At 59.0% G+C, this 17,785-nt stretch carries 20 protein-coding genes; 6 read left to right on the top strand and 14 right to left on the bottom strand.

The features are described 5' to 3' along the window. The first annotated feature begins 42 nt into the window (after positions 1-42). Positions 43-999: a DMT family transporter gene (locus ACODR9_RS06930; RefSeq protein WP_488808402.1), complete on the top strand. Its 957-nt coding sequence runs from the start codon at positions 43-45 to the stop codon at positions 997-999. A gap of 96 nt (positions 1,000-1,095) precedes the next feature. Here ACODR9_RS06930 and aroG read toward each other — a convergent pair whose 3' ends face one another. From aroG to ACODR9_RS06900, 6 genes are all read right to left on the bottom strand, one after another. Further along, the gene (aroG, locus tag ACODR9_RS06925) at positions 1,096-2,172 is read right to left on the bottom strand and encodes a 3-deoxy-7-phosphoheptulonate synthase AroG (RefSeq protein WP_488808401.1); all 1,077 of its coding nucleotides are present in this window, start codon (positions 2,170-2,172) and stop codon (positions 1,096-1,098) included. Between the two features lie 159 nt (positions 2,173-2,331). After that, positions 2,332-2,742, bottom strand: coding sequence for an RNA polymerase-binding protein DksA (gene dksA, locus ACODR9_RS06920; RefSeq protein ID WP_045845893.1), 411 nt, complete (start codon positions 2,740-2,742; stop codon positions 2,332-2,334). 200 nt (positions 2,743-2,942) lie between these two features. Next, on the bottom strand, positions 2,943-3,248 hold the full coding sequence (locus ACODR9_RS06915; protein ID WP_488808399.1) for a c-type cytochrome: 306 nt from the start codon (positions 3,246-3,248) through the stop codon (positions 2,943-2,945). A gap of 74 nt (positions 3,249-3,322) precedes the next feature. After that, a complete protein-coding gene (locus ACODR9_RS06910) occupies positions 3,323-3,904 on the bottom strand; it encodes a YggT family protein (protein WP_488808397.1) in 582 nt (193 codons plus the stop codon). Between the two features lie 6 nt (positions 3,905-3,910). Continuing rightward, a complete protein-coding gene (gene proC / locus ACODR9_RS06905; RefSeq protein WP_488808395.1) occupies positions 3,911-4,714 on the bottom strand; it encodes a pyrroline-5-carboxylate reductase in 804 nt (267 codons plus the stop codon). A 64-nt stretch (positions 4,715-4,778) separates the two neighbouring features. Next, a complete protein-coding gene (locus ACODR9_RS06900; protein ID WP_488808394.1) occupies positions 4,779-5,474 on the bottom strand; it encodes a YggS family pyridoxal phosphate-dependent enzyme in 696 nt (231 codons plus the stop codon). Positions 5,475-5,633: 159 nt separating this feature from the next. Between ACODR9_RS06900 and ACODR9_RS06895 the strand changes: the two genes are divergently transcribed. Genes ACODR9_RS06895 through ACODR9_RS06885 form a run of 3 tightly spaced genes read left to right on the top strand, consistent with a single transcriptional unit; the run spans position 5,634 to position 9,512 of the window. After that, the gene (locus ACODR9_RS06895; RefSeq protein WP_488808393.1) at positions 5,634-6,671 is read left to right on the top strand and encodes a type IV pilus twitching motility protein PilT; all 1,038 of its coding nucleotides are present in this window, start codon (positions 5,634-5,636) and stop codon (positions 6,669-6,671) included. A 37-nt stretch (positions 6,672-6,708) separates the two neighbouring features. After that, positions 6,709-7,845: a PilT/PilU family type 4a pilus ATPase gene (locus tag ACODR9_RS06890; RefSeq protein WP_159880471.1), complete on the top strand. Its 1,137-nt coding sequence runs from the start codon at positions 6,709-6,711 to the stop codon at positions 7,843-7,845. Positions 7,846-7,901: 56 nt separating this feature from the next. Then, complete coding sequence (locus tag ACODR9_RS06885) at positions 7,902-9,512, top strand: response regulator (RefSeq protein WP_488808391.1); 1,611 nt, start codon at positions 7,902-7,904, stop codon at positions 9,510-9,512. A gap of 22 nt (positions 9,513-9,534) precedes the next feature. Here ACODR9_RS06885 and ACODR9_RS06880 read toward each other — a convergent pair whose 3' ends face one another. The 8 genes from ACODR9_RS06880 to cyaY all read right to left on the bottom strand — a co-directional run bounded on the left by ACODR9_RS06880 (position 9,535) and on the right by cyaY (position 16,211). Next, positions 9,535-10,746 carry an EAL and HDOD domain-containing protein gene (locus ACODR9_RS06880; RefSeq protein ID WP_488808389.1) on the bottom strand — a complete coding sequence of 404 codons (1,212 nt, stop codon included), beginning with the start codon at positions 10,744-10,746 and terminating at the stop codon, positions 9,535-9,537. Between the two features lie 254 nt (positions 10,747-11,000). Then, complete coding sequence (locus ACODR9_RS06875) at positions 11,001-11,735, bottom strand: amino acid ABC transporter ATP-binding protein (RefSeq protein ID WP_488808434.1); 735 nt, start codon at positions 11,733-11,735, stop codon at positions 11,001-11,003. Positions 11,736-11,740: 5 nt separating this feature from the next. Then, complete coding sequence (locus ACODR9_RS06870; protein ID WP_488808387.1) at positions 11,741-12,412, bottom strand: ABC transporter permease subunit; 672 nt, start codon at positions 12,410-12,412, stop codon at positions 11,741-11,743. Continuing rightward, positions 12,412-13,155 (bottom strand): amino acid ABC transporter permease, encoded by a 744-nt coding sequence (locus ACODR9_RS06865; RefSeq protein ID WP_488808385.1) that lies wholly within the window; start codon positions 13,153-13,155, stop codon positions 12,412-12,414. Before ACODR9_RS06865 ends, ACODR9_RS06870 begins: the two co-directional genes overlap by 1 nt. Before the next feature lie 240 nt (positions 13,156-13,395). Then, the gene (locus ACODR9_RS06860; RefSeq protein ID WP_488808384.1) at positions 13,396-14,295 is read right to left on the bottom strand and encodes a glutamate/aspartate ABC transporter substrate-binding protein; all 900 of its coding nucleotides are present in this window, start codon (positions 14,293-14,295) and stop codon (positions 13,396-13,398) included. Positions 14,296-14,629: 334 nt separating this feature from the next. Further along, a complete protein-coding gene (gene rsmA, locus ACODR9_RS06855; RefSeq protein ID WP_488808382.1) occupies positions 14,630-15,403 on the bottom strand; it encodes a 16S rRNA (adenine(1518)-N(6)/adenine(1519)-N(6))-dimethyltransferase RsmA in 774 nt (257 codons plus the stop codon). A 71-nt stretch (positions 15,404-15,474) separates the two neighbouring features. Next, entirely contained in the window at positions 15,475-15,894 is a 420-nt protein-coding gene (locus ACODR9_RS06850; RefSeq protein ID WP_488808433.1) for a YqaA family protein, read from the bottom strand. After that, the gene (cyaY, locus tag ACODR9_RS06845; RefSeq protein WP_488808380.1) at positions 15,891-16,211 is read right to left on the bottom strand and encodes an iron donor protein CyaY; all 321 of its coding nucleotides are present in this window, start codon (positions 16,209-16,211) and stop codon (positions 15,891-15,893) included. Before cyaY ends, ACODR9_RS06850 begins: the two co-directional genes overlap by 4 nt. Before the next feature lie 63 nt (positions 16,212-16,274). On the opposite strand from cyaY, the gene lptM reads away from it, so the two are divergent. Both lptM and ACODR9_RS06835 read left to right on the top strand, forming a co-directional pair. Further along, entirely contained in the window at positions 16,275-16,418 is a 144-nt protein-coding gene (gene lptM / locus ACODR9_RS06840; protein ID WP_488808378.1) for an LPS translocon maturation chaperone LptM, read from the top strand. Positions 16,419-16,592: 174 nt separating this feature from the next. Then, positions 16,593-17,693, top strand: a complete 1,101-nt coding sequence (locus ACODR9_RS06835; RefSeq protein ID WP_488808376.1) for a pyridoxal phosphate-dependent aminotransferase — start codon at positions 16,593-16,595, stop codon at positions 17,691-17,693. The last annotated feature ends 92 nt before the right edge of the window (positions 17,694-17,785 follow it).

Below are 17,785 nucleotides of genomic sequence, written 5' to 3'. Positions count from 1 at the left end.
CGCTTAGCCTTGCATTTGTTAGCCAGTGCAGGGAAGAAAGACATGAGACGCGGAGTGCATTATGCCGGCTTGGCCGGTGCAGTATGGGGCCTGGTGCTGATGGTGCCGCAGGTGTTGCCGGCCTTCAGCCCCTGGTTGCTCAGCGCGGTGCGCTTTACCTTGTATGGCGTCATCTCGCTGCTACTGGCCCTGCCGCTGGCCCGCCGTCTGAAGGCCAAGTTGCAGGGTAGGGATCTGCGCATGCTGGCCATGCTGTCCCTGGTGGGTAATCTGCTGTACTTCATTTTGCTAGCAGCCGCCATCCAGCTGGTGGGCATTGCGCCAGCCTCGCTGATTGTCGGCGTACTACCGGTCACCATCACCCTATTGGGGCTGAAAGACGAAGGGGCCCTGTCGCTGCGTCAGCTGGCCTGGCCGCTGGCCATGGTGCTGGCCGGAATTATCTGCATCAATATCGACACCTTTGCCCTGAGCCGAGCCAATGATGCTTCCTTGCTTGATCGGGCACTGGGCGTACTGGCCGCACTGGGTGCGCTGGCCAGCTGGAGCTGGTTTGCCGCCAGCAATGCGCGCTATCTGCGCCAGCGGCCCTGCTTTGACAGTCATGAGTGGTCCTGCCTGCTGGGCATGGTAACGGGCATCATGGGCGGGGCCTTGTGGCTGGCGGGCCACTGGCTGGGCCTGCCCATGGTCAGCCATGCAGTAAGCAACAGCCAGTGGCAGCTGTTCTGGCTGGCGGCCACCGGCTGCGCCCTGGGTGGCTCCTGGCTGGCCAATGCGCTGTGGTATGCCGCCGCACGGCGGCTGCCGCCCACGCTTTCCGGGCAGCTGATCGTGTTTGAAACCCTGTTTGCCTTGCTGTACGGCTTTGCCTGGCTGCAACGCTGGCCACACCCCTTGGAGTTGGCATCCATGCTGCTGCTATTGGGTGGGGTGGCCTGGGCGGTGCGGCGGCATGCCGCTCCGCATGAGCCGGAAGTGGCCCTGCAGGCCGGTTGATGTCGGGCAGTACGCCCTCCTTGAGTGGCTGATTGACATTCCACCAAGAAAAAACGCTGCCGATGGCAGCGTTTTTCATGGCAGGTTCGGGTTGGCTTATTTGCCGCCAACAACACCCAGCTTGGCACGACGTGCCTTAACGGCATCGGCCAGCGTAGTAAGCAGCTTTTCGGTATCGTCCCAACCGATACAGGCATCGGTGATGCTTTGGCCGTATTTCAGCTCGCAGCCCGGCTTCAGGTCCTGACGGCCTTCTGCCAGATGGCTTTCCACCATCACGCCGAAGATATGCTGATCACCGGCTGCCAGTTGGCCAGCCACGTCGTCGGCCACTTCCATCTGGCGACGGTAGTCCTTGCGGCTGTTGGCATGGCTGAAATCCACCATCAGCTTTTGCGGCAGACCCACGGCAGCCAATTCGGCAGCGGCGGCCCGCACGTGCTCGGCAGAGTAGTTCGGTTCCTTGCCACCACGCAGGATGACATGGCAATCCGGGTTGCCACCGGTGGAAACAATGGCGGAATGACCGGTCTTGGTCACCGACAGGAAGTGGTGCGACACGCTGGCGGAGCGGATGGCATCCACGGCAATTTTCAGATTGCCGTCAGTACCGTTCTTGAAGCCCACCGGGCAGGACAGGCCGGAGGCCAGCTCGCGGTGAACCTGGCTTTCGGTGGTACGTGCGCCAATGGCACCCCAGCTGATCAGGTCGGCAAAGTATTGCGGGGTGATCATGTCGAGGAATTCGGTGGCTGCCGGAATGCCCATGTCGTTGAGCGTGAGCAGCAGGCGACGTGCCATGCGCAAGCCGGTATTGATATCGTAGGATTCGTTCAGGTGCGGGTCGTTGATCAGCCCCTTCCAGCCCACGGTGGTACGCGGCTTTTCAAAGTAGACACGCATCACCACCACCAGCTCGCCGGCCAGGCTGTTGCGCAGGGAGGAGAGTTTGCGCGCGTATTCGATGGCAGCTTCGGGATCATGGATCGAACAGGGACCGATCACCACCAGCAGACGGTCATCCTCGCCACGCAGCAGGGCGGCAATATCCTTGCGGGCGGTGTAGATGACTTCGGAAGCGGTTTCGGTGATGGGCAGTTCGTACAGATGGGCAATCGGAGGCAGTAATTCCTTGATTTCGCTGATTCTGACGTCGTCGGTCTGGCGTTGCATGTTTGTCCCTAGCTGATATCGTTTTTACCTTGCATAGCAGCAAGATACCCGTACCAGCCAAGGCCGACAAGCCCTTGTGTCAATGGCAAGCCCTGGCAAAAAACAAAAAGCGCCATCGCAAGGCGATGACGCTTTGTAGAGGCAGAATGCCGTGCAGGCTTAGTCTGCGTATTGGCGCTTCATCCGTTCGCGACGTTCCTGCGCTTCCACCGACAGGGTAGCGGTCGGACGGGCCATCAGGCGGCGCAGGCCGATGGGTTCACCAGTGTCTTCACAAAAGCCATAGGAGCCGTCGTCAATCTGACGGATGGAGGCCTGGATTTTCTGCAGCAGCTTGCGTTCACGGTCGCGGGTACGCAGTTCCAGTGCATACTCTTCTTCCAGCGTAGCCCGGTCGGCGGGATCCGGGGTGGCTTCTTGCTCTTGCAGATGGTTGGCAGTGGCATTGGCGTTGATCAACAACTCCTGCTGCATCTGCAACAACCGGTCTTTGAAGAACTCAAGATGGTCGGCGTTCATGTAATCATCGCCTTCCCAGTTGAGAATATCTTGTTCGGTCAGCTTGGCCATAATTTTGGTGCTTCCAGCATGAGAGTTGGCAGACAGGCGAAGAAGATTACCCACGGTATCGGATTTGTGCAACTGCCAGCTACAATTCCCTTCTCCGGCTCGCCCCGCTGCTGACACTCGGTATAGCGCCAATCGCGGCGGGTAACAAGCTTGTCACATGAAAAAGGCGGCCGAAGCCGCCTTGGAACGATCATCCGCGCTTATTTCTGCGACAGGATCCACTTCACCAGAGTCTTGACGTCGGCGTCGCTGACTTGGGCATTTGGCGGCATCGGGATCGGGCCCCACACACCGGAACCACCCGCTTTTACCTTGGCGATCAGCTTGGCTTCTGCACCTTTGTCACCAGCGTACTTCTTGGCCACGTCCTTGTAAGCCGGGCCTACCACCTTGTGGTCCACTGCGTGACAGGACAGGCAGTTGTTCTTTTGTGCCAGTGCCAGATTGGCCATGGCCGGAGCGGCAGCAGTACCCAGCAGCAGGGCAGCAAGCAGCATTTTCTTCATCACGATTCTCCAGATCATTGAGGAAATGTCTCTACATCTTTTCAGATATGACAGAGCCTGACAAATAAACACATTTACTGCATCACCACTTTGAGTTGCATCAAGAAGCTGCTTTCCAAAAACTGGACCGGCAACATCAGGATGACCTGAATGATCAGGAAGAGAATGAGTGGCGACAGATCGACCCCTCCCACCGTGGCGCGGCGGAAGGGACGCAGAAAGGGGCGGGTAAGCGCATCCAGAATGGGGCTGAGCGGATTGTACGGATTCACCCAGCTCATGACCGCCTGTACGATGACCGCCCCCATCAACAGGGTGAGCGACTGCTTGAACACATCCAGAATAGCCAGCAGGGTAAGCGCCAGCCAGGTTTCTGGTGCCGCCAGGCTGTACATTGGATTGAGCGACAGAATGATGACGCTGGAAACCATGCTTACCAGCCAGGCCAGCAGCATGGTGGCGCTGTCATAGCCGCGCAGCGATGGCACCAGCTTACGCAGCGGCAGCACAGCAAAATTGGTGGCGGCCATGACAAACTGGCACAGCGGGTGCTTGAACGGCGCCCGGGCCACTTGCAGGTAAAAACGCAACAGCAGAACCAGTACAAACAGGTCGGCGATGGTCTTGATCAGAAATTGCACGGTTTCCAGAAACATGAAGCTTTAATCCTGACTGAGTTGTTGGCCCATTTCGATAGAGCGGTCACGGCAATCCTTGGCACCGGCGATGATGGCAGCCTTGACGCCTTCGGCTTCGAAACGGGCGATGGCACGTTCGGTGGTGCCGCCCTTGGACATGACATTGGTGCGCAGGGTGGCTACCGGCAGCGGGCTCTGACGGGCCAGTTCTACGGCGCCATCAAAGGTGGCCAGCACCAGCCGGCGTGCTTCGTCGGCAGCAAAGCCAGCCTGCTCGGCAGCTTCAATCATGCTTTCGATAAAGTAGAACACATAGGCCGGGCCACTGCCGGAAACGCTGGTAATGTCGTCTATGCCTTCTTCCTTGTCCAGCCATACCGTAATACCGGCGGCCTGCATGATGGTTTCGGCATTGCTGCGGTCTTCCGCGCTGACGCCGCTGCCGGCATACAGGCCGGATACGCCCTTGCCCACCATCGCCGGGGTATTGGGCATCACGCGCACAATGCGCTGGCTGCCCAGCCAACGGCTCAAGGCATCACAGCGGATGCCGGCGGCAATCGACAATACCATGCCGCCATTCAGGCGTGGTGCCAGCGCCAGGCAGACCTCTTTCAGCTGCTGCGGCTTGACCGCCAGCAGCACGATATCATCCGCCGACAGTTGCGCCGGCAGGTCGCTGGCTGTTGTCACGCCAAAGTCACGGCTCAAGTCGGCCAGCTTGGCGGTGTTCGGGTCCACCACATGAATGCGATGGCCGCCTTGCTGATGGAGTCCGCCGATGATGGCCGTGGCCATGTTGCCGCCGCCGATAAAGGTAATCTGCATTGCCTGTTTTTCCTCTTGATCTCTATTGCCATGCCCGGACAGTCCTGCTGTCCGGTTGCTGATGTTATGCATGATAGTGGCGGGCACCGAAAATGGCAGTGCCTACCCGCACCATGGTGCTGCCTGCCGCGATGGCTTGCGCCATGTCGGAAGACATTCCCATGGATACAGTATCCAATGTGAGTCCGTCTTCGCGCAATTCATCCTGCAACTGGCGCAGCAGGGCAAATTGTCCAGCCAGCTTTTCGGCATCCTCAGTCGGCTCGGGAATACACATCAGGCCACGCAGCTGCAGATTCGGCAGTGCTGCCACGGCATGGGCCAATGCCCTGGCTTCGGCAGGTGCGCAACCGCTCTTGCTGTCTTCACCGGACACATTGACTTGCACACAGACCTGCAGGGGCGGCAGTGTTGCCGGACGCTGCTCGGACAGGCGCTGGGCAATCTTCAGCCGCTCGATGGAGTGCACCCAATGGGCATTTTCTGCCACGATGCGGGTTTTGTTGGACTGTAAGGGGCCAATGAAATGCCACTCGATATCCAGCCCGGCAAGCGCGCTGGCCTTGGCTTGCAGTTCCTGCACATAGTTTTCGCCAAAGGCGCGCTGGCCAGTGGCATAAGCTTCCTGCACGGCGCTGGCAGGAAAAGTCTTACTGACGGCCAGCAGACGCACGCTGCCGGCCTGCCGGCCTGCGGCGGACTCGGCGGCACGGATGCGCTGGCAGACATCGGTAATGGCCTGTGCGATGGAATCGCTCATATTGCTCCTTGTGGCGCAGGCGGGCGCTCTCTACAACGAAAATGGCGGGACCGCTGCCTCTATTGCTATCTACATATCCTTTTGCAACGGCTTGCGCTTACAATCGCAAAAAAACGTTAGCGTCATGCCCGCTGCCGGGTAATCGTGGAGAAATTATAAATGGAAATTTCCGAGCTCTTGGCCTTTACCGTCAAGAACAAGGCATCTGACCTGCACCTGTCCGCAGGTCTGCCTCCGATGATCCGGGTGCATGGCGATGTGCGTCGCATCAACCTGCCGCCGCTGGATCACCATGATGTGCACGATATGGTGTACGACATCATGAATGACTATCAGCGCAAGATTTTCGAAGACGAATTCGAATGCGACTTTTCCTTTGAATTACCCGGCATCGCCCGTTTCCGGGTGAATGCTTTCCTACAGAACCGAGGCATGGGCGCGGTGTTCCGTGTGATTCCGTCCAAGGTGCTGACACTGGAACAGCTGGGTGCGCCCAAGATTTTCCAGGATATTTCCAGCTACCCGCGCGGCCTGGTACTGGTGACCGGCCCGACCGGTTCCGGTAAGTCCACCACGCTGGCGGCGATGGTGGACTTTGTCAATGAGAACAACTATTCGCACATTCTCACGGTGGAAGATCCGATCGAATTTGTGCACGAAAGTAAAAAATCGCTGATCAACCAGCGCGAACTGGGCTTGCAGACCCACAGCTTCTCCAATGCCCTGCGTTCGGCACTGCGTGAAGACCCGGATGTCATCCTGGTGGGTGAATTGCGCGATCTGGAAACCATCCGCCTGGCGCTGACGGCAGCCGAAACCGGCCACCTGGTGTTCGGCACCCTGCATACCAGCTCAGCAGCAAAAACCATCGACCGTATCGTCGACGTATTCCCGGCCGGGGAAAAGGAAATGGTGCGTTCGATGCTGTCCGAATCGGTACGTGCGGTGATCTCCCAAACCCTGCTGAAAACCAAGGACGGTAATGGCCGGGTGGCAGCGCATGAAATCATGATCGGCACGCCGGCCATCCGCAATCTGATTCGCGAAAATAAAATCGCCCAGATCAACTCGATGATCCAGACCGGCCAGCAGCACGGCATGCAAACGCTGGACCAGTGTCTGCAGGAGCTGGTACGGCGCAATATTGTTACGCCAAACGAGGCTCGCCAGAAAGCAGCATCCAAGGATGCGTTCTAAACTAAAGCAGGCACGCTAGCCTTACCGGATGGCCATCATGGAAAAAGACCAGGCATCAAAATTCATTCACGATCTGCTCAAGCATGCGGTGGGCAAGAACGCTTCGGACATTTTCATTTCGGCGGAATTTCCGCCCGCCATGAAGATAGACGGCAAGATCACCCCGGTGGCACCGCAGCCCTTGTCAGCCCAGCACACCAAGGAACTGGTGCGCTCGGTAATGAATGACCGGCAGACGGAAGAGTTTGAGTCGAAGAAAGAGGCCAATTTCGCCATCAACCCGCCGGGCATCGGGCGCTTCCGGGTCAGCGCCTTCATCCAGCAGGGCTGTGCCGGCATGGTGCTGCGCAAAATCAATACCGAGATTCCCACCTTCGACAAGCTGAACCTGCCCGAGGTATTGCAGGACATCGCGCTGATCAAGCGCGGGCTGGTGATTTTTGTTGGTGGTACCGGCTCAGGTAAATCCACTTCGCTGGCAGCCCTGGTGGACTGGCGCAACAGCCATAACCAGGATCACATCATCACCATCGAGGATCCGATCGAATACGTGCATCAGCACAAGAAGTCGATTGTCACCCAGCGTGAAGTAGGCGTGGATACCGAAGACTGGGAAGTTGCCCTGAAAAATACCCTGCGTCAGGCACCGGATGTAATCCTGATGGGGGAAATCCGCGACCGGGAAACCATGGGCTATGCGCTGCAGTTTGCTGAAACCGGCCACCTGTGCCTGGCCACGCTGCATGCCAACAATGCCAACCAGGCCCTGGACCGCATCCTCAACTTCTTCCCGGAAGAGCGTCACCAGCAGGTGCTGATGGACCTGTCGCTGAACATGCGCTCCATCATTTCGCAGCGCCTGTTGCCGATCAAGACCGGGCGCGGACGGGTGGCGGCGGTGGAAATCATGCTCAATACGCCGTTGATTTCTGACATGATCTTCAAGGGCGAAATTGCCAGCCTCAAGGAAGTGATGAGCCGTGCGCGCGAGTCCGGCATGCAAACTTTCGACCAGTCGCTGTTCGATCTGTTCGAGGCCGGCTACATCAGCTACGAAGATGCGCTGCGCAATGCCGACTCCATCAACGACCTGCGCCTGAAGATCAAGCTGTACAGCGAAAGCTCGAAAGGACGCGACCCGCTGGATGGCATCGATCATCTGAACATCGTCTGAGCCGCTGGCATTACGCCCAGGCTGAGCCACCTGCACGGGCGACTGGAAAATAACAGATGTACTTCGACGAAAACACTACCGTCCTCATCATTGAGGATTCCCTTACCGTGCGTCAGGGCCTGCGTACCATGCTGTCCATGGCGGGGATTACCCGCTCTGATGCCGTCAGCAGCGCCGCCGAAGGGCGCGCCAGGCTGAAAGGGCGACGCTTTGATGTTGTGCTGTGCGACTACAATCTGGGCGACGGCATGGATGGCCAGGAGCTGCTGGAAGCGCTACGCAAAACCGGGTCGCTGCCGCTGTCCACCATCTGGATCATGATTACCGGCGAGCGCAAATACGAGCGCGTGGTGGCTGCAGCCGAAATGGCCCCGGACGACTACATCCTCAAGCCTTTCAATTCCAACCTGCTGCTTACCCGCATGAACAATGCCCACAAGCGCAAGATGTATCTGGCACCCGCCCACGAACTACTGGAAAAGGGCAACCGCTCAGCCGCCATCAGCACCTTGCAGCAGCTGGTGGCAGCCGCACCGGGCACCGCCAACCGCATTGATGCCAACCGCCTGTGTGCCGAACTGCTGGTGACGGAAGGCCGCCAGGGTGAAGCGCTGCACATCTACCAGGAGTTGCTGGAAAGCAAAGTGATTCCGTGGGCCAAAATGGGTGTGGCACGCATCCAGGCCGACCAGGGCATGCAGGGCGAATCCAGTGCGCTGCTCAAGGAAATCATCCAGGATGCGCCGCTTTATACCGATGCCTACGACTTGCTGGCGCAGAACCTGATCGACGAAGGGCAGTATGCGCAGGCCGTTGATGTGCTGGAAAAGGCAGTCAGTATTTCGCCGCGCAATTTTCATCGCCTCAAAAGCTGTGGCACCGCAGCCCTGCGCTCCGGAGACCCGGAAAAGGGCGCGCAATACCTGCAACGTGCGGTGGAAGTCGGGCGCAACAACAATTTCTTCGGCCCGGAAGTGCTGATCGACCTGCTGCAGGCTTATTCCGAAACCGGCAATACCCAGCATATCGACCGTCTACAGGCTGAAATCAGCGCTAGTCTTGCCGATCGCCCGGAAGCCCAATTTACCCTGCTGACCTGTCGAGCACTGACCGCGCTGGTACAACAGCGGGCAGAAGAAGCGCTGGCCATGCTCAAGCAGGCCGCCGGCGATCTGCTCAAGCCGTTTGTGCACTTTGAATCGGCCCAGCGTTTTCTGGGAGCCGTGGTACGCCTGCCGGAAACCCTGCCCGACCCGACCCTGCTGGAAGACTGGACCCGCACCATCACCATGCGCTTTGCCTACAGCCGGCACGAACTGGCCACGCTGCAAGAGATTGCGCGCAAGCATCCGCACTGCAGCGAGCGGATCGAACATGCCTATGCCGAATTGCAGGAACAGAGTAACCGCGCAGTAGAGCTGACCACCGAGGGCCGTGCCGCCGAAGCAGGCCATATGCTGCATGAAATGGCCATGCGCCTGTACAACGAGCGTACCGGCATGAATGCTTGTGCCATTTTGCTGCGGGTACGGGAACAGCTGCGCAAGAAGAACCAGGATGTGGCCGAATACGACCGCATGCTGCATGAGATCCTGGAATGGCTGCCCAGGGATAACGAACGGGTACAGGGCTTTCTCAGCCGGCTGCATGACCAGGAGGGTGACTAGATCAGCGCGGGCAGGGGCAGCGTCATTTCCACATGCTGTTGACCCAGTCCAGCGCCTGGGTCTGCACCCGCATCAACATTTCCGGGTCGTAACCTGCAAGTTGAGGCTCCACCTCGTTCTCCAGCGATTCGGTCACGCGCAGCAATTCGCCCAGCACATGCCGGCCTTCCAGTACCGCTTCCTTCAGGATGTCATCCACCGGCAAGCTGGCAATCACCTCGGCCTTGGGCTGCTGAACCAGCACATCCACCAATGACAGCATGCCGATCATGAAGGCGCAGTCCTGCACATCGCGCCGCTGTGGATAACAGGCTTCGGCCAAGAGCTCCATGATGCGCCCGCGCGTGGCGGCCAGCTCCAGCAGCGGATTGCGCTGAGGTTCGATATTGGTGGCATTGCTGGCAAACAGCAGCAGCATGGACCAGCGCTTTATCTTGGCTCGCCCCAGCACCATGATGGCCTCCTGCACCGACGATACTGGCCGGCGCGTTGCCGCAGAGGCCGTGGTGCTAAGCTTCATCAGCATCAACACCACATCCGGTGCCAGCTTCAGTGCCTGAGCCAGCTCCTCATTGTCGGCATCACTCATCAGCAAGCCCAGCAGGCTGAGCATGGCGTGCTGGCTGGCATTGGCCTGGCGGGTGGACAACACCGTGGGCCGGGCAAAGAAATAGCCCTGGAACCACTGGATGCCCAGCTCGCGACACAGGGCAAACTGCTCCACCGTGTCCACCTTCTCCGCCAGCAGAATGCCGGAGAAACCGGCCAGCTGTACCACCAGCTCCCGCAACTGCAACAAGGTGAGGGCAGCCAGATCTATCTTGACGATGTCCACCAGAGGCAACAGGGCTCGCCGGTCGTCATCCAGTTCGATGACATCATCCAGCGCCAGCCTGAAGCCCTTGCAGCGCAGATCGGCCAGCCTTTCCAGCAAGGCCGGGGTGACCTTGACCGTTTCCAGGATTTCCAGCACCACCTTGTCGCAGGGCAAAACATCCAGCAGGTCATCCATCAACAGGGTGTCACTCACATTGATGAAGCCCAACCGGTCTCCCAGCACTTCACCCACACCCAGGTCGACAAAGGCATGGCGGATCACCGCCGTGGTGGCCATGACATCGTCGTTAACCCGTGCGACATTGGCCTGGCTAGAGCGGAACAACAGTTCATATGCCACCAGTTGCTGGTTGGCATCGACAATGGGCTGTCGCCCGAGATAGCGGGTCGAATACATGGAGGGACCTGACAGCAAATCGTTGACACTAGTGTCAGTGTAGGTCCGTAGCAGAGAGCGTGGCAGGGATTTTACTCCGTCAATAATACATTTATGATTACATCACTTGTAATAATTATCAACTAATAAAGCAGATAGTGTCATCTGTGCGCGGCAAGAGCTGAATTCTCCTGTCATCAAGGGCTGACTCAGCGCCGGGATGTCCATGAAAAAACCCGGCCTGGACCGGGTTTTCGGTACTGCAGGCTGATGTCTCAGTGCTGCAGAATCTTGGACAGAAACTGGCGGGCGCGCTCGGAACGGGCATTGATATCGCCAAAGAAGGCGTCCTTGTCGCAGTCCTCCACGATGGCACCCTTGTCCATGAAGATGACACGATGCGCCACACGACGGGCAAAGCCCATTTCGTGGGTTACGCACATCATGGTCATGCCTTCCTGGGCCAGCTCGGTCATCACGTCCAACACTTCGTTGATCATTTCCGGGTCCAGCGCACTGGTGGGCTCGTCAAACAGCATGGCAATCGGGTCCATCGCCAAGGCACGGGCAATGGCCACACGCTGCTGCTGACCACCGGACAACTGGCCGGGGAATTTGTGGGCATGGGCTTTCAGGCCAACCCGGTCCAGCAGCTTCAGGCCCTTGTCGCGTGCTTCTTCCTGACTGCGGCCCAGCACCTTGACCTGGGCAATGGCCAGGTTTTCGGTGATCGACAAATGCGGGAACAGCTCAAAGTGCTGGAACACCATGCCCACACGGCTGCGCAGCTTGGGCAGGTCGGTTTTCGGGTCGCCCACAGCAATGCCGTCGACAATGATGTCGCCCTTCTGGAAGGGTTCCAGTGCATTGACGCACTTGATCAGGGTGGACTTGCCGGAACCGGACGGGCCGCACACCACCACGACTTCGCCTTTTTTGACGCCGGTGGTGCAATCGGTCAGCACCTGAAAATCGCCATACCACTTGCTTACATTGTTGATGCTAATCATCGCGCTCATACCGCCAACCTTTTTTGCAGACGCTTCACGCATTGCGACGCGCCAAAACTGATCACGAAGTAAACCGCTCCGGCAAACAGCAGGAATTCATGCGGTAAACCCACGATATCGCCCTTGGAACGGGCGGTGTTGAGGAAGTCCATCAAGCCTACCGCATACACCAGCGAGGTGTCCTGAAACAGGATGATACTTTGCTGCAGCAGCAGTGGCATCATTTTGCGAAAGGCCTGCGGCAGGATCACCAGCCGCATGGCCTGGCTGTAAGTCATGCCCAGTGCGTAGGCGGCATTGATCTGCCCACGGGAGATGGACTGGATACCAGCGCGGACGATTTCGGAGAAATACGCCGCTTCGAACATCACGAAGGCCACCAAGCAAGAGGTAAAGGCCCCCACCGGGGTCAAATCACCGGTGATCCAGCTGAGCACCATCGGCACCACCAGGTAGAACCAGGAAATGACCAGCAGCAGCGGGATGGAACGGAAATAATTGACATACCACTTGGCCAACCGTGACAGCAACAGGTTGTCCGACAGGCGCGCCAGTGCCAGCAGGGTGCCCAGCACCACGCCGCCGCCCACTGCCATCACCAGCAGCTTGAGGGTGAGCACCATGCCGTCGGCCAGGCCGGGCAGGGAGGGAATGATCTGGCTGAAATCGAGTGCCATTATTTGCTACCTCCCATCATGCCAGGAATACGGACCCGCTTTTCCACCCAGGCCATGAAGCCCATCAGGCTCATGTTGAGCACAAAATAAATCAGCGTGGCCAGGGTGAAGGCTTCAAAGATGTTGGCGGAAAACTCAGCGGTTTGCTTGGTTTGTGCCAGCAGTTCCATCAGGCCGATCAAGGACGCCACCGAGGAGTTCTTGAAAATGTTCAGAAACTCGCTGGTGAGCGGCGGAATGATGATGCGAAAAGCCTGTGGCAGCAGCACAAAGCGGTAAGTCTGTGCCGTGGAAAAGCCCATGGCCAGCGCCGCATTGTTCTGCCCGCGCGGCAGGGCCTGAATGCCGGTACGCACTTGCTCGCACACCCGAGCGGCAGTAAACAGCCCCAGGCACACCACCACCGACAGATAGGCAGAGGTGGCCGGGCTGATGCCTTGCTTGAACCACATTTCCAGCGGCGTGGGCAGCCAATCCGGTACCAGGAAGTACCAGATGAACAACTGCACCAGCAGCGGTACGTTGCGGAACAACTCGACATAGCTGGTGGCAATGGTGGGCAGTAGCTTGCCCGGCAAGGTGCGCATTACGCCCAGCACCGAACCGAGCGCGAGGGCGATGATCCAGCCCGCCAGTGCCACGGCAATGGTCCAGCCCAGACCGGACACAAACCAGTTCAGGTAGATTTCGCTGCCGACACCGGTGGACTTGAAGAAAATGCCCCAATCCCAGTGGTAATTCATAGTGTTCTCCTGATGCAAGCAGGCACACGCGCCTGCTGCCGACAGCCGCACACCTTCCCGAACCGGGAAGGCAGGACTGAGGGATGAAGTCCCTGCCTGCAGCGTGCAGGCAGAAAATGCAGATGCAAAGCTGCCGCCCCCGTGCTGCCGTTATAGCTATAAGCAGGACAGGGGAACAGGCACACAGCAATTGAGCCGGCCCAGGCCGGCTCATGCATCTGCACTACAGGGAGGGATCGCTTATTCGGCGGCCTTGTCGGTTGGCTTGGCGATCAGTTCCTTCACCACTTCAGACATCGGGAAGTTCAGGTTCAGGCCCTTGGGCGGAACCGGGCTGGTGAACCACTTGGCGTAAATCTTGTTCACTTCGCCGGACTTGTAGGTGGCCTTGATGGCATCGTCCACCACCTTCTTGAAGCCAGCGTCGTCCTTGCGCAGCATGCAGCCGTAGATCTCGAAGGACTGCGGCTTGCCGGTCACCACCCAGTTGGCAGGATTCTTGGCCTTGGCCATTTCGCCGTACAGCAGGGCGTCGTCCATCATGAAGGCAACAGCACGGCCGGATTCCAGCATCAGGAAGGATTCGCCATGGTCCTTGGCGGAAATGATGTTCATGCCCAGTTGCTTGTCAGCATTCATGGACTTGAGCAGGCGCTCGGAGGTGGTACCGGCGGTGGTTACCACGTTTTTGCCTTTGAGGTCGGCAAAGTCTTTCACGCCGGAAGTCTTGGCGGTGAGCAGGCGGGTGCCGATTTCAAAGATACCCACCGAGAAGGCCACTTGCTTCTGGCGCTCTGCGTTATTGGTGGTGGAGCCGCATTCCAGATCGACAGTACCGTTTTGTACAAGCGGGATACGGGTTTGCGAGGTCACCAGATTGTACTTGACCTGCAGGTTCGGCATTTTCAGCTCTTTCTTCACTGCGTCGACAACCTTGTTGGCCAGGTCAACCGAGTAGCCAATGGGCTTCTGGTTATTGTCGTAGTAGGAGAAAGGGATGGAGGCATCGCGGTTGCCCAGCACGATGACGCCGGAATCCTTGATTTTTTTCAGGGTGCCGGTCAGTTCGGCGGCCATGGCCGGGGTGCTGGCCAGTGCGGCCAGGGTTGCTGCGCAAATAAGACGGGTGCAAAGCTTCATAATTGGTTTCTCCTGGGGTCCTTGATAGATTCACTGCCCTCAGCCTGAAGGCCGCAGGCACTGCTGCTGTTATAGGCTGGATTATCCAGCAACAGGACCCGGTCCTGACTTGCGGGTGCTGCTGGCAAACCCCCGTTTGCCATCCCGTCAGTCCATCGCGGACATCCTGCTTACAGTCACCGCCTCTTGCAATGGGCGGTTCTCCCTGTGTTTTCCCCCCGTTTTGGCCGGGGGTGAAAAGTTTGCGATTCTGCTGCCAGAGGCCGCAGTAATGCAAGTGGCACTGCAACAAGTGCAAGCGGCAGGGCTGCACTTGTCAATTTGTTGCGACAGTTCAGCCTGCCAGGTGGTTCGCCATCCGGACAAAATCCTCCACCGCCAGGTTTTCCGGCCGCAGGCCCGGATCGATGCCCAGTGCCTCGAAATCGGCCAGTTCCAGCACACCTTTCAGATTGTTGCGCAGGGTCTTGCGGCGTTGGGAGAAGGCCTTGGTAACCAGCTCTTCCAGTTGTTGCTCACTCTTGGCCACACCACAACGGCCCGGTGCCGGAATCATGCGCACCACGGCGGAATCCACCTTCGGCGGCGGCCAGAAGGCATCCGGCGGCACATTGAGCACCAGTTCCATTTCAAAGCGGTACTGCAGCATTACCGTCAGCCGACCAAAATCGGTAGTGGAAGGCTCGGCCAGCATGCGGTCCACCACTTCCTTTTGCAACATAAAGTGCATGTCGGTCACACGCTGGCCAAAGCTGGCCAGGTGAAACAGCAGCGGGGTGGAAATGTTGTAGGGCAGGTTGCCGACAATCTTGAACGCGCCATCAGTGATGGAGCCGAAGTCGAACTTGAGTGCATCGCCTTCGTGGATGGTCAGGCGTTCCGGCGGGAATTCCTTTTTCAACCGGGCAATGATGTCGCGGTCGATTTCTGCCACGTGCAGATGAGGTAGGCGGTCCAGCAGCGGTTTGGTGATGGCACCCAGACCGGGGCCGATTTCGATCACCACATCGTCCGGCTGCGGGTTGACCGCATGCACGATGTTTTCGATCACGCTGGCGTCTTGCAGAAAGTTCTGGCCAAAGCGTTTGCGGGGAATATGTTGGCTCATGGAAGCTCGAAAGAAGAATTGCCTGAATTGTAAACCCTCAAGCGCGGCCTGCGCCAACCCCTTGTTTCTGCTCAGCCGTGAGCAAATGCCAGCACCCCCCAGGCCAGCACCAGATAGCGCAGGGCCTTGCCTGTGGTCAGCCAGAGCATGCTGGCCAGCCACGGCAGCCGCAGCCAGCCTGCCGCCAGCGGCAGGGCGTCACCAATCAGCGGCACCCAGGACAGCAGCAACACCGCCGGGCCAAAGCGGGCAAACCAGCGTTGCAGCCTTGGCGATAGTTCCTTGCGCGGGGCCCGTCGTCCCAGCCACAGGCTGGTGGCACTGCCTGCGGTATTGGCCAGCGTGGCCAGCAGCAAGGCTGGCCACAGCCAGTCCGGCCATTTGTAGAGGAAGGCCGCCAGCACCACTTCCGAATTGCCCGGCAAAATGGTGGCCGAGGTAAACGCCGAGACCACCAGCCCGCCCAGGGCCAGCCAGGCGGCATCCATCAGATATCCAGCACCAGGCCAGGCTGGCCACAGGCTTGGGCAATGGCGGTTTTCAGTGTGCTGAAGAATTCGGCACCGTCGCGTGCTGCCAGCCACTGGCCGTCCTGGTGGGCAAAGTGATAACCGCCACTCTTGGCCGCGATCCACAGTTCCTGATTGGCAGCATGGCGGTTCACCACAATCTTGCTGCCATCGTCGAACTCGATTTCCAGCACATTGCCATTGGTAACAAAGTCGGCATCCAGACCGGCGTCGTCAATGGCATCTTCGATGCGGCTGAAAATACGATCGGTCACATCCAGAAATTCGCTTTCGTTCATGTCGTCTCTTCCTTGAATTGCGGTGTGCTAGACTGCCGATTTTGCCACATCGGACTGCCTTTTATGCTGCGAACCATGCTGACCTGCCTTGCCCTGAGCCTTGTCGTGACTGCCTGTGGCTATAAAGGCAATCTTTTCCTGCCCAAGCAGGAAGGGGCCCATACCTATGCTTCAGCACCGGCGGCACAGGCACGCCCGGCCCAGTAACAACGGTTTTTCTGCTTTTTACCCGACCGGATCCGGCGGCTGGCGGGTTTACCGCTACACTGCGTGGCCCGCGCGCCGCGCCAGCCCGGCGGGAGACTATCGTTAGCTGATTTGGTGATTTGTCACCCGCCGGTCTTCATCCAGAATAAGCTGCCCGAAGGACGAAAAGCTGCCATGACCCGTTTTGCCCGCCATCTGGAACACCACACCATCATCAACCCCTTTCCCGGTATCGTGAAACTGGAAACCGCGCTCGGGCATCGCATCAAAACCCGTATCGGCTCCAATGAAAGCCTGCCGGATCCGGTGTCGCCACTGGCTGGTGAACTGGGCAAGGTGCTGGCGGAAATGGCCAGGCTGTATCCCGATCCTTACGCCCACGCACTGCGCGAACGGGCGGCCAAACTCAACAGCGTCAGCCCGGCGGAAGTGCTGTTCGACACCGGTGCTGACAGCCTGATTCTGCTGGCGCTGCGGCTTACCTGTAATCCGGGCGATGCCGTGGTCACCACTGCAGGCACCTACCCCAGCTTCCGCTACTTTGCTGAGGGCGTGGGCGCGCGCGTGCTGGAAGTGCCCTATTGCCAGCGTGGCCAGCACATGCGGCCCGACCTGGCCCGGCTGGCCGAAGTAGCGCGCGCCGAGCATGCGTCGGTGCTGTATCTGGCTAATCCGGACAACCCTACCGGCTATTACTGGCAGGCCGAGGATATCTGCGCCTTGCGCGCTGCGCTGCCACCGCACACCCTGCTGCTGCTGGATGAGGCCTATGTGGATTTCTGCACTGAAGCGGCGGATGCACCGCCTGCCGGCATCCTGCCGCACACCCTGCGCCTGCGTACCCTGTCCAAGGCCTATGCGCTGGCCGGGCTGCGCGTGGGCTACGCCATCGCCAGTGCCGACATCATCGCCAAGGCCGATCAGATCCGCCCGCAATACGCGCTGTCCAGCATTGCCCAGGCCGCAGCCCAGATTGTGCTGGACGACCCGGACTACTCGCGCAAGCTGGTGGCACAAACCATCACCCTGCGCCATCACCTCAGCCATGCCTTGTACGACCAGGGCCTGACGCCGCTGCCATCGCATACCAATTTCGTCTGCGTCGCCTATCCGGATGCCCAACAGGCCGAGGCCATCCAGCGCCATCTGCTGCAAAGCGGTGTGGCCATTCACCGCCCGCAACACCCGGCGGTACGCCACATGCTGCGCATCACCGCGCATCCGCAGGCCACCAGCGCGCGGGTGCTGGCCGCACTGGCCGGCCAGCTGGACTGAGCGCAACTGACAAAACCCTGTGGCGGCTCCTTGCCCCAGGAACACTGCGCTCTTGTCAGCCGCGCCAAGTAGCCAGACAGGCTCTGGGCAGC

The sequence above is a fragment of the Aquitalea sp. FG25 genome (genome assembly GCF_057809375.1).
This window is presented reverse-complemented; position numbering and strand designations above follow the sequence as displayed.

Bases quoted from the DNA above. Each gene is read 5' to 3' on its own strand.
- ACODR9_RS06860 (WP_488808384.1), bottom strand. From the start codon at position 14,295: ATGAAGCTTTGCACCCGTCTTATTTGCGCAGCAACCCTGGCCGCACTG.
- aroG (WP_488808401.1), bottom strand. From the start codon at position 2,172: ATGCAACGCCAGACCGACGACGTCAGAATCAGCGAAATCAAGGAATTA.
- cyaY (WP_488808380.1), bottom strand. From the start codon at position 16,211: ATGAACGAAAGCGAATTTCTGGATGTGACCGATCGTATTTTCAGCCGC.
- ACODR9_RS06870 (WP_488808387.1), bottom strand. From the start codon at position 12,412: ATGGCACTCGATTTCAGCCAGATCATTCCCTCCCTGCCCGGCCTGGCC.
- ACODR9_RS06890 (WP_159880471.1), top strand. From the start codon at position 6,709: ATGGAAAAAGACCAGGCATCAAAATTCATTCACGATCTGCTCAAGCAT.
- proC (WP_488808395.1), bottom strand. From the start codon at position 4,714: ATGCAGATTACCTTTATCGGCGGCGGCAACATGGCCACGGCCATCATC.
- ACODR9_RS06895 (WP_488808393.1), top strand. From the start codon at position 5,634: ATGGAAATTTCCGAGCTCTTGGCCTTTACCGTCAAGAACAAGGCATCT.
- ACODR9_RS06835 (WP_488808376.1), top strand. From the start codon at position 16,593: ATGACCCGTTTTGCCCGCCATCTGGAACACCACACCATCATCAACCCC.
- rsmA (WP_488808382.1), bottom strand. From the start codon at position 15,403: ATGAGCCAACATATTCCCCGCAAACGCTTTGGCCAGAACTTTCTGCAA.
- ACODR9_RS06865 (WP_488808385.1), bottom strand. From the start codon at position 13,155: ATGAATTACCACTGGGATTGGGGCATTTTCTTCAAGTCCACCGGTGTC.
- ACODR9_RS06915 (WP_488808399.1), bottom strand. From the start codon at position 3,248: ATGAAGAAAATGCTGCTTGCTGCCCTGCTGCTGGGTACTGCTGCCGCT.
- ACODR9_RS06930 (WP_488808402.1), top strand. From the start codon at position 43: ATGAGACGCGGAGTGCATTATGCCGGCTTGGCCGGTGCAGTATGGGGC.
- ACODR9_RS06880 (WP_488808389.1), bottom strand. From the start codon at position 10,746: ATGTATTCGACCCGCTATCTCGGGCGACAGCCCATTGTCGATGCCAAC.
- ACODR9_RS06875 (WP_488808434.1), bottom strand. From the start codon at position 11,735: ATGATTAGCATCAACAATGTAAGCAAGTGGTATGGCGATTTTCAGGTG.
- dksA (WP_045845893.1), bottom strand. From the start codon at position 2,742: ATGGCCAAGCTGACCGAACAAGATATTCTCAACTGGGAAGGCGATGAT.
- ACODR9_RS06885 (WP_488808391.1), top strand. From the start codon at position 7,902: ATGTACTTCGACGAAAACACTACCGTCCTCATCATTGAGGATTCCCTT.
- ACODR9_RS06900 (WP_488808394.1), bottom strand. From the start codon at position 5,474: ATGAGCGATTCCATCGCACAGGCCATTACCGATGTCTGCCAGCGCATC.
- ACODR9_RS06910 (WP_488808397.1), bottom strand. From the start codon at position 3,904: ATGTTTCTGGAAACCGTGCAATTTCTGATCAAGACCATCGCCGACCTG.
- lptM (WP_488808378.1), top strand. From the start codon at position 16,275: ATGCTGCGAACCATGCTGACCTGCCTTGCCCTGAGCCTTGTCGTGACT.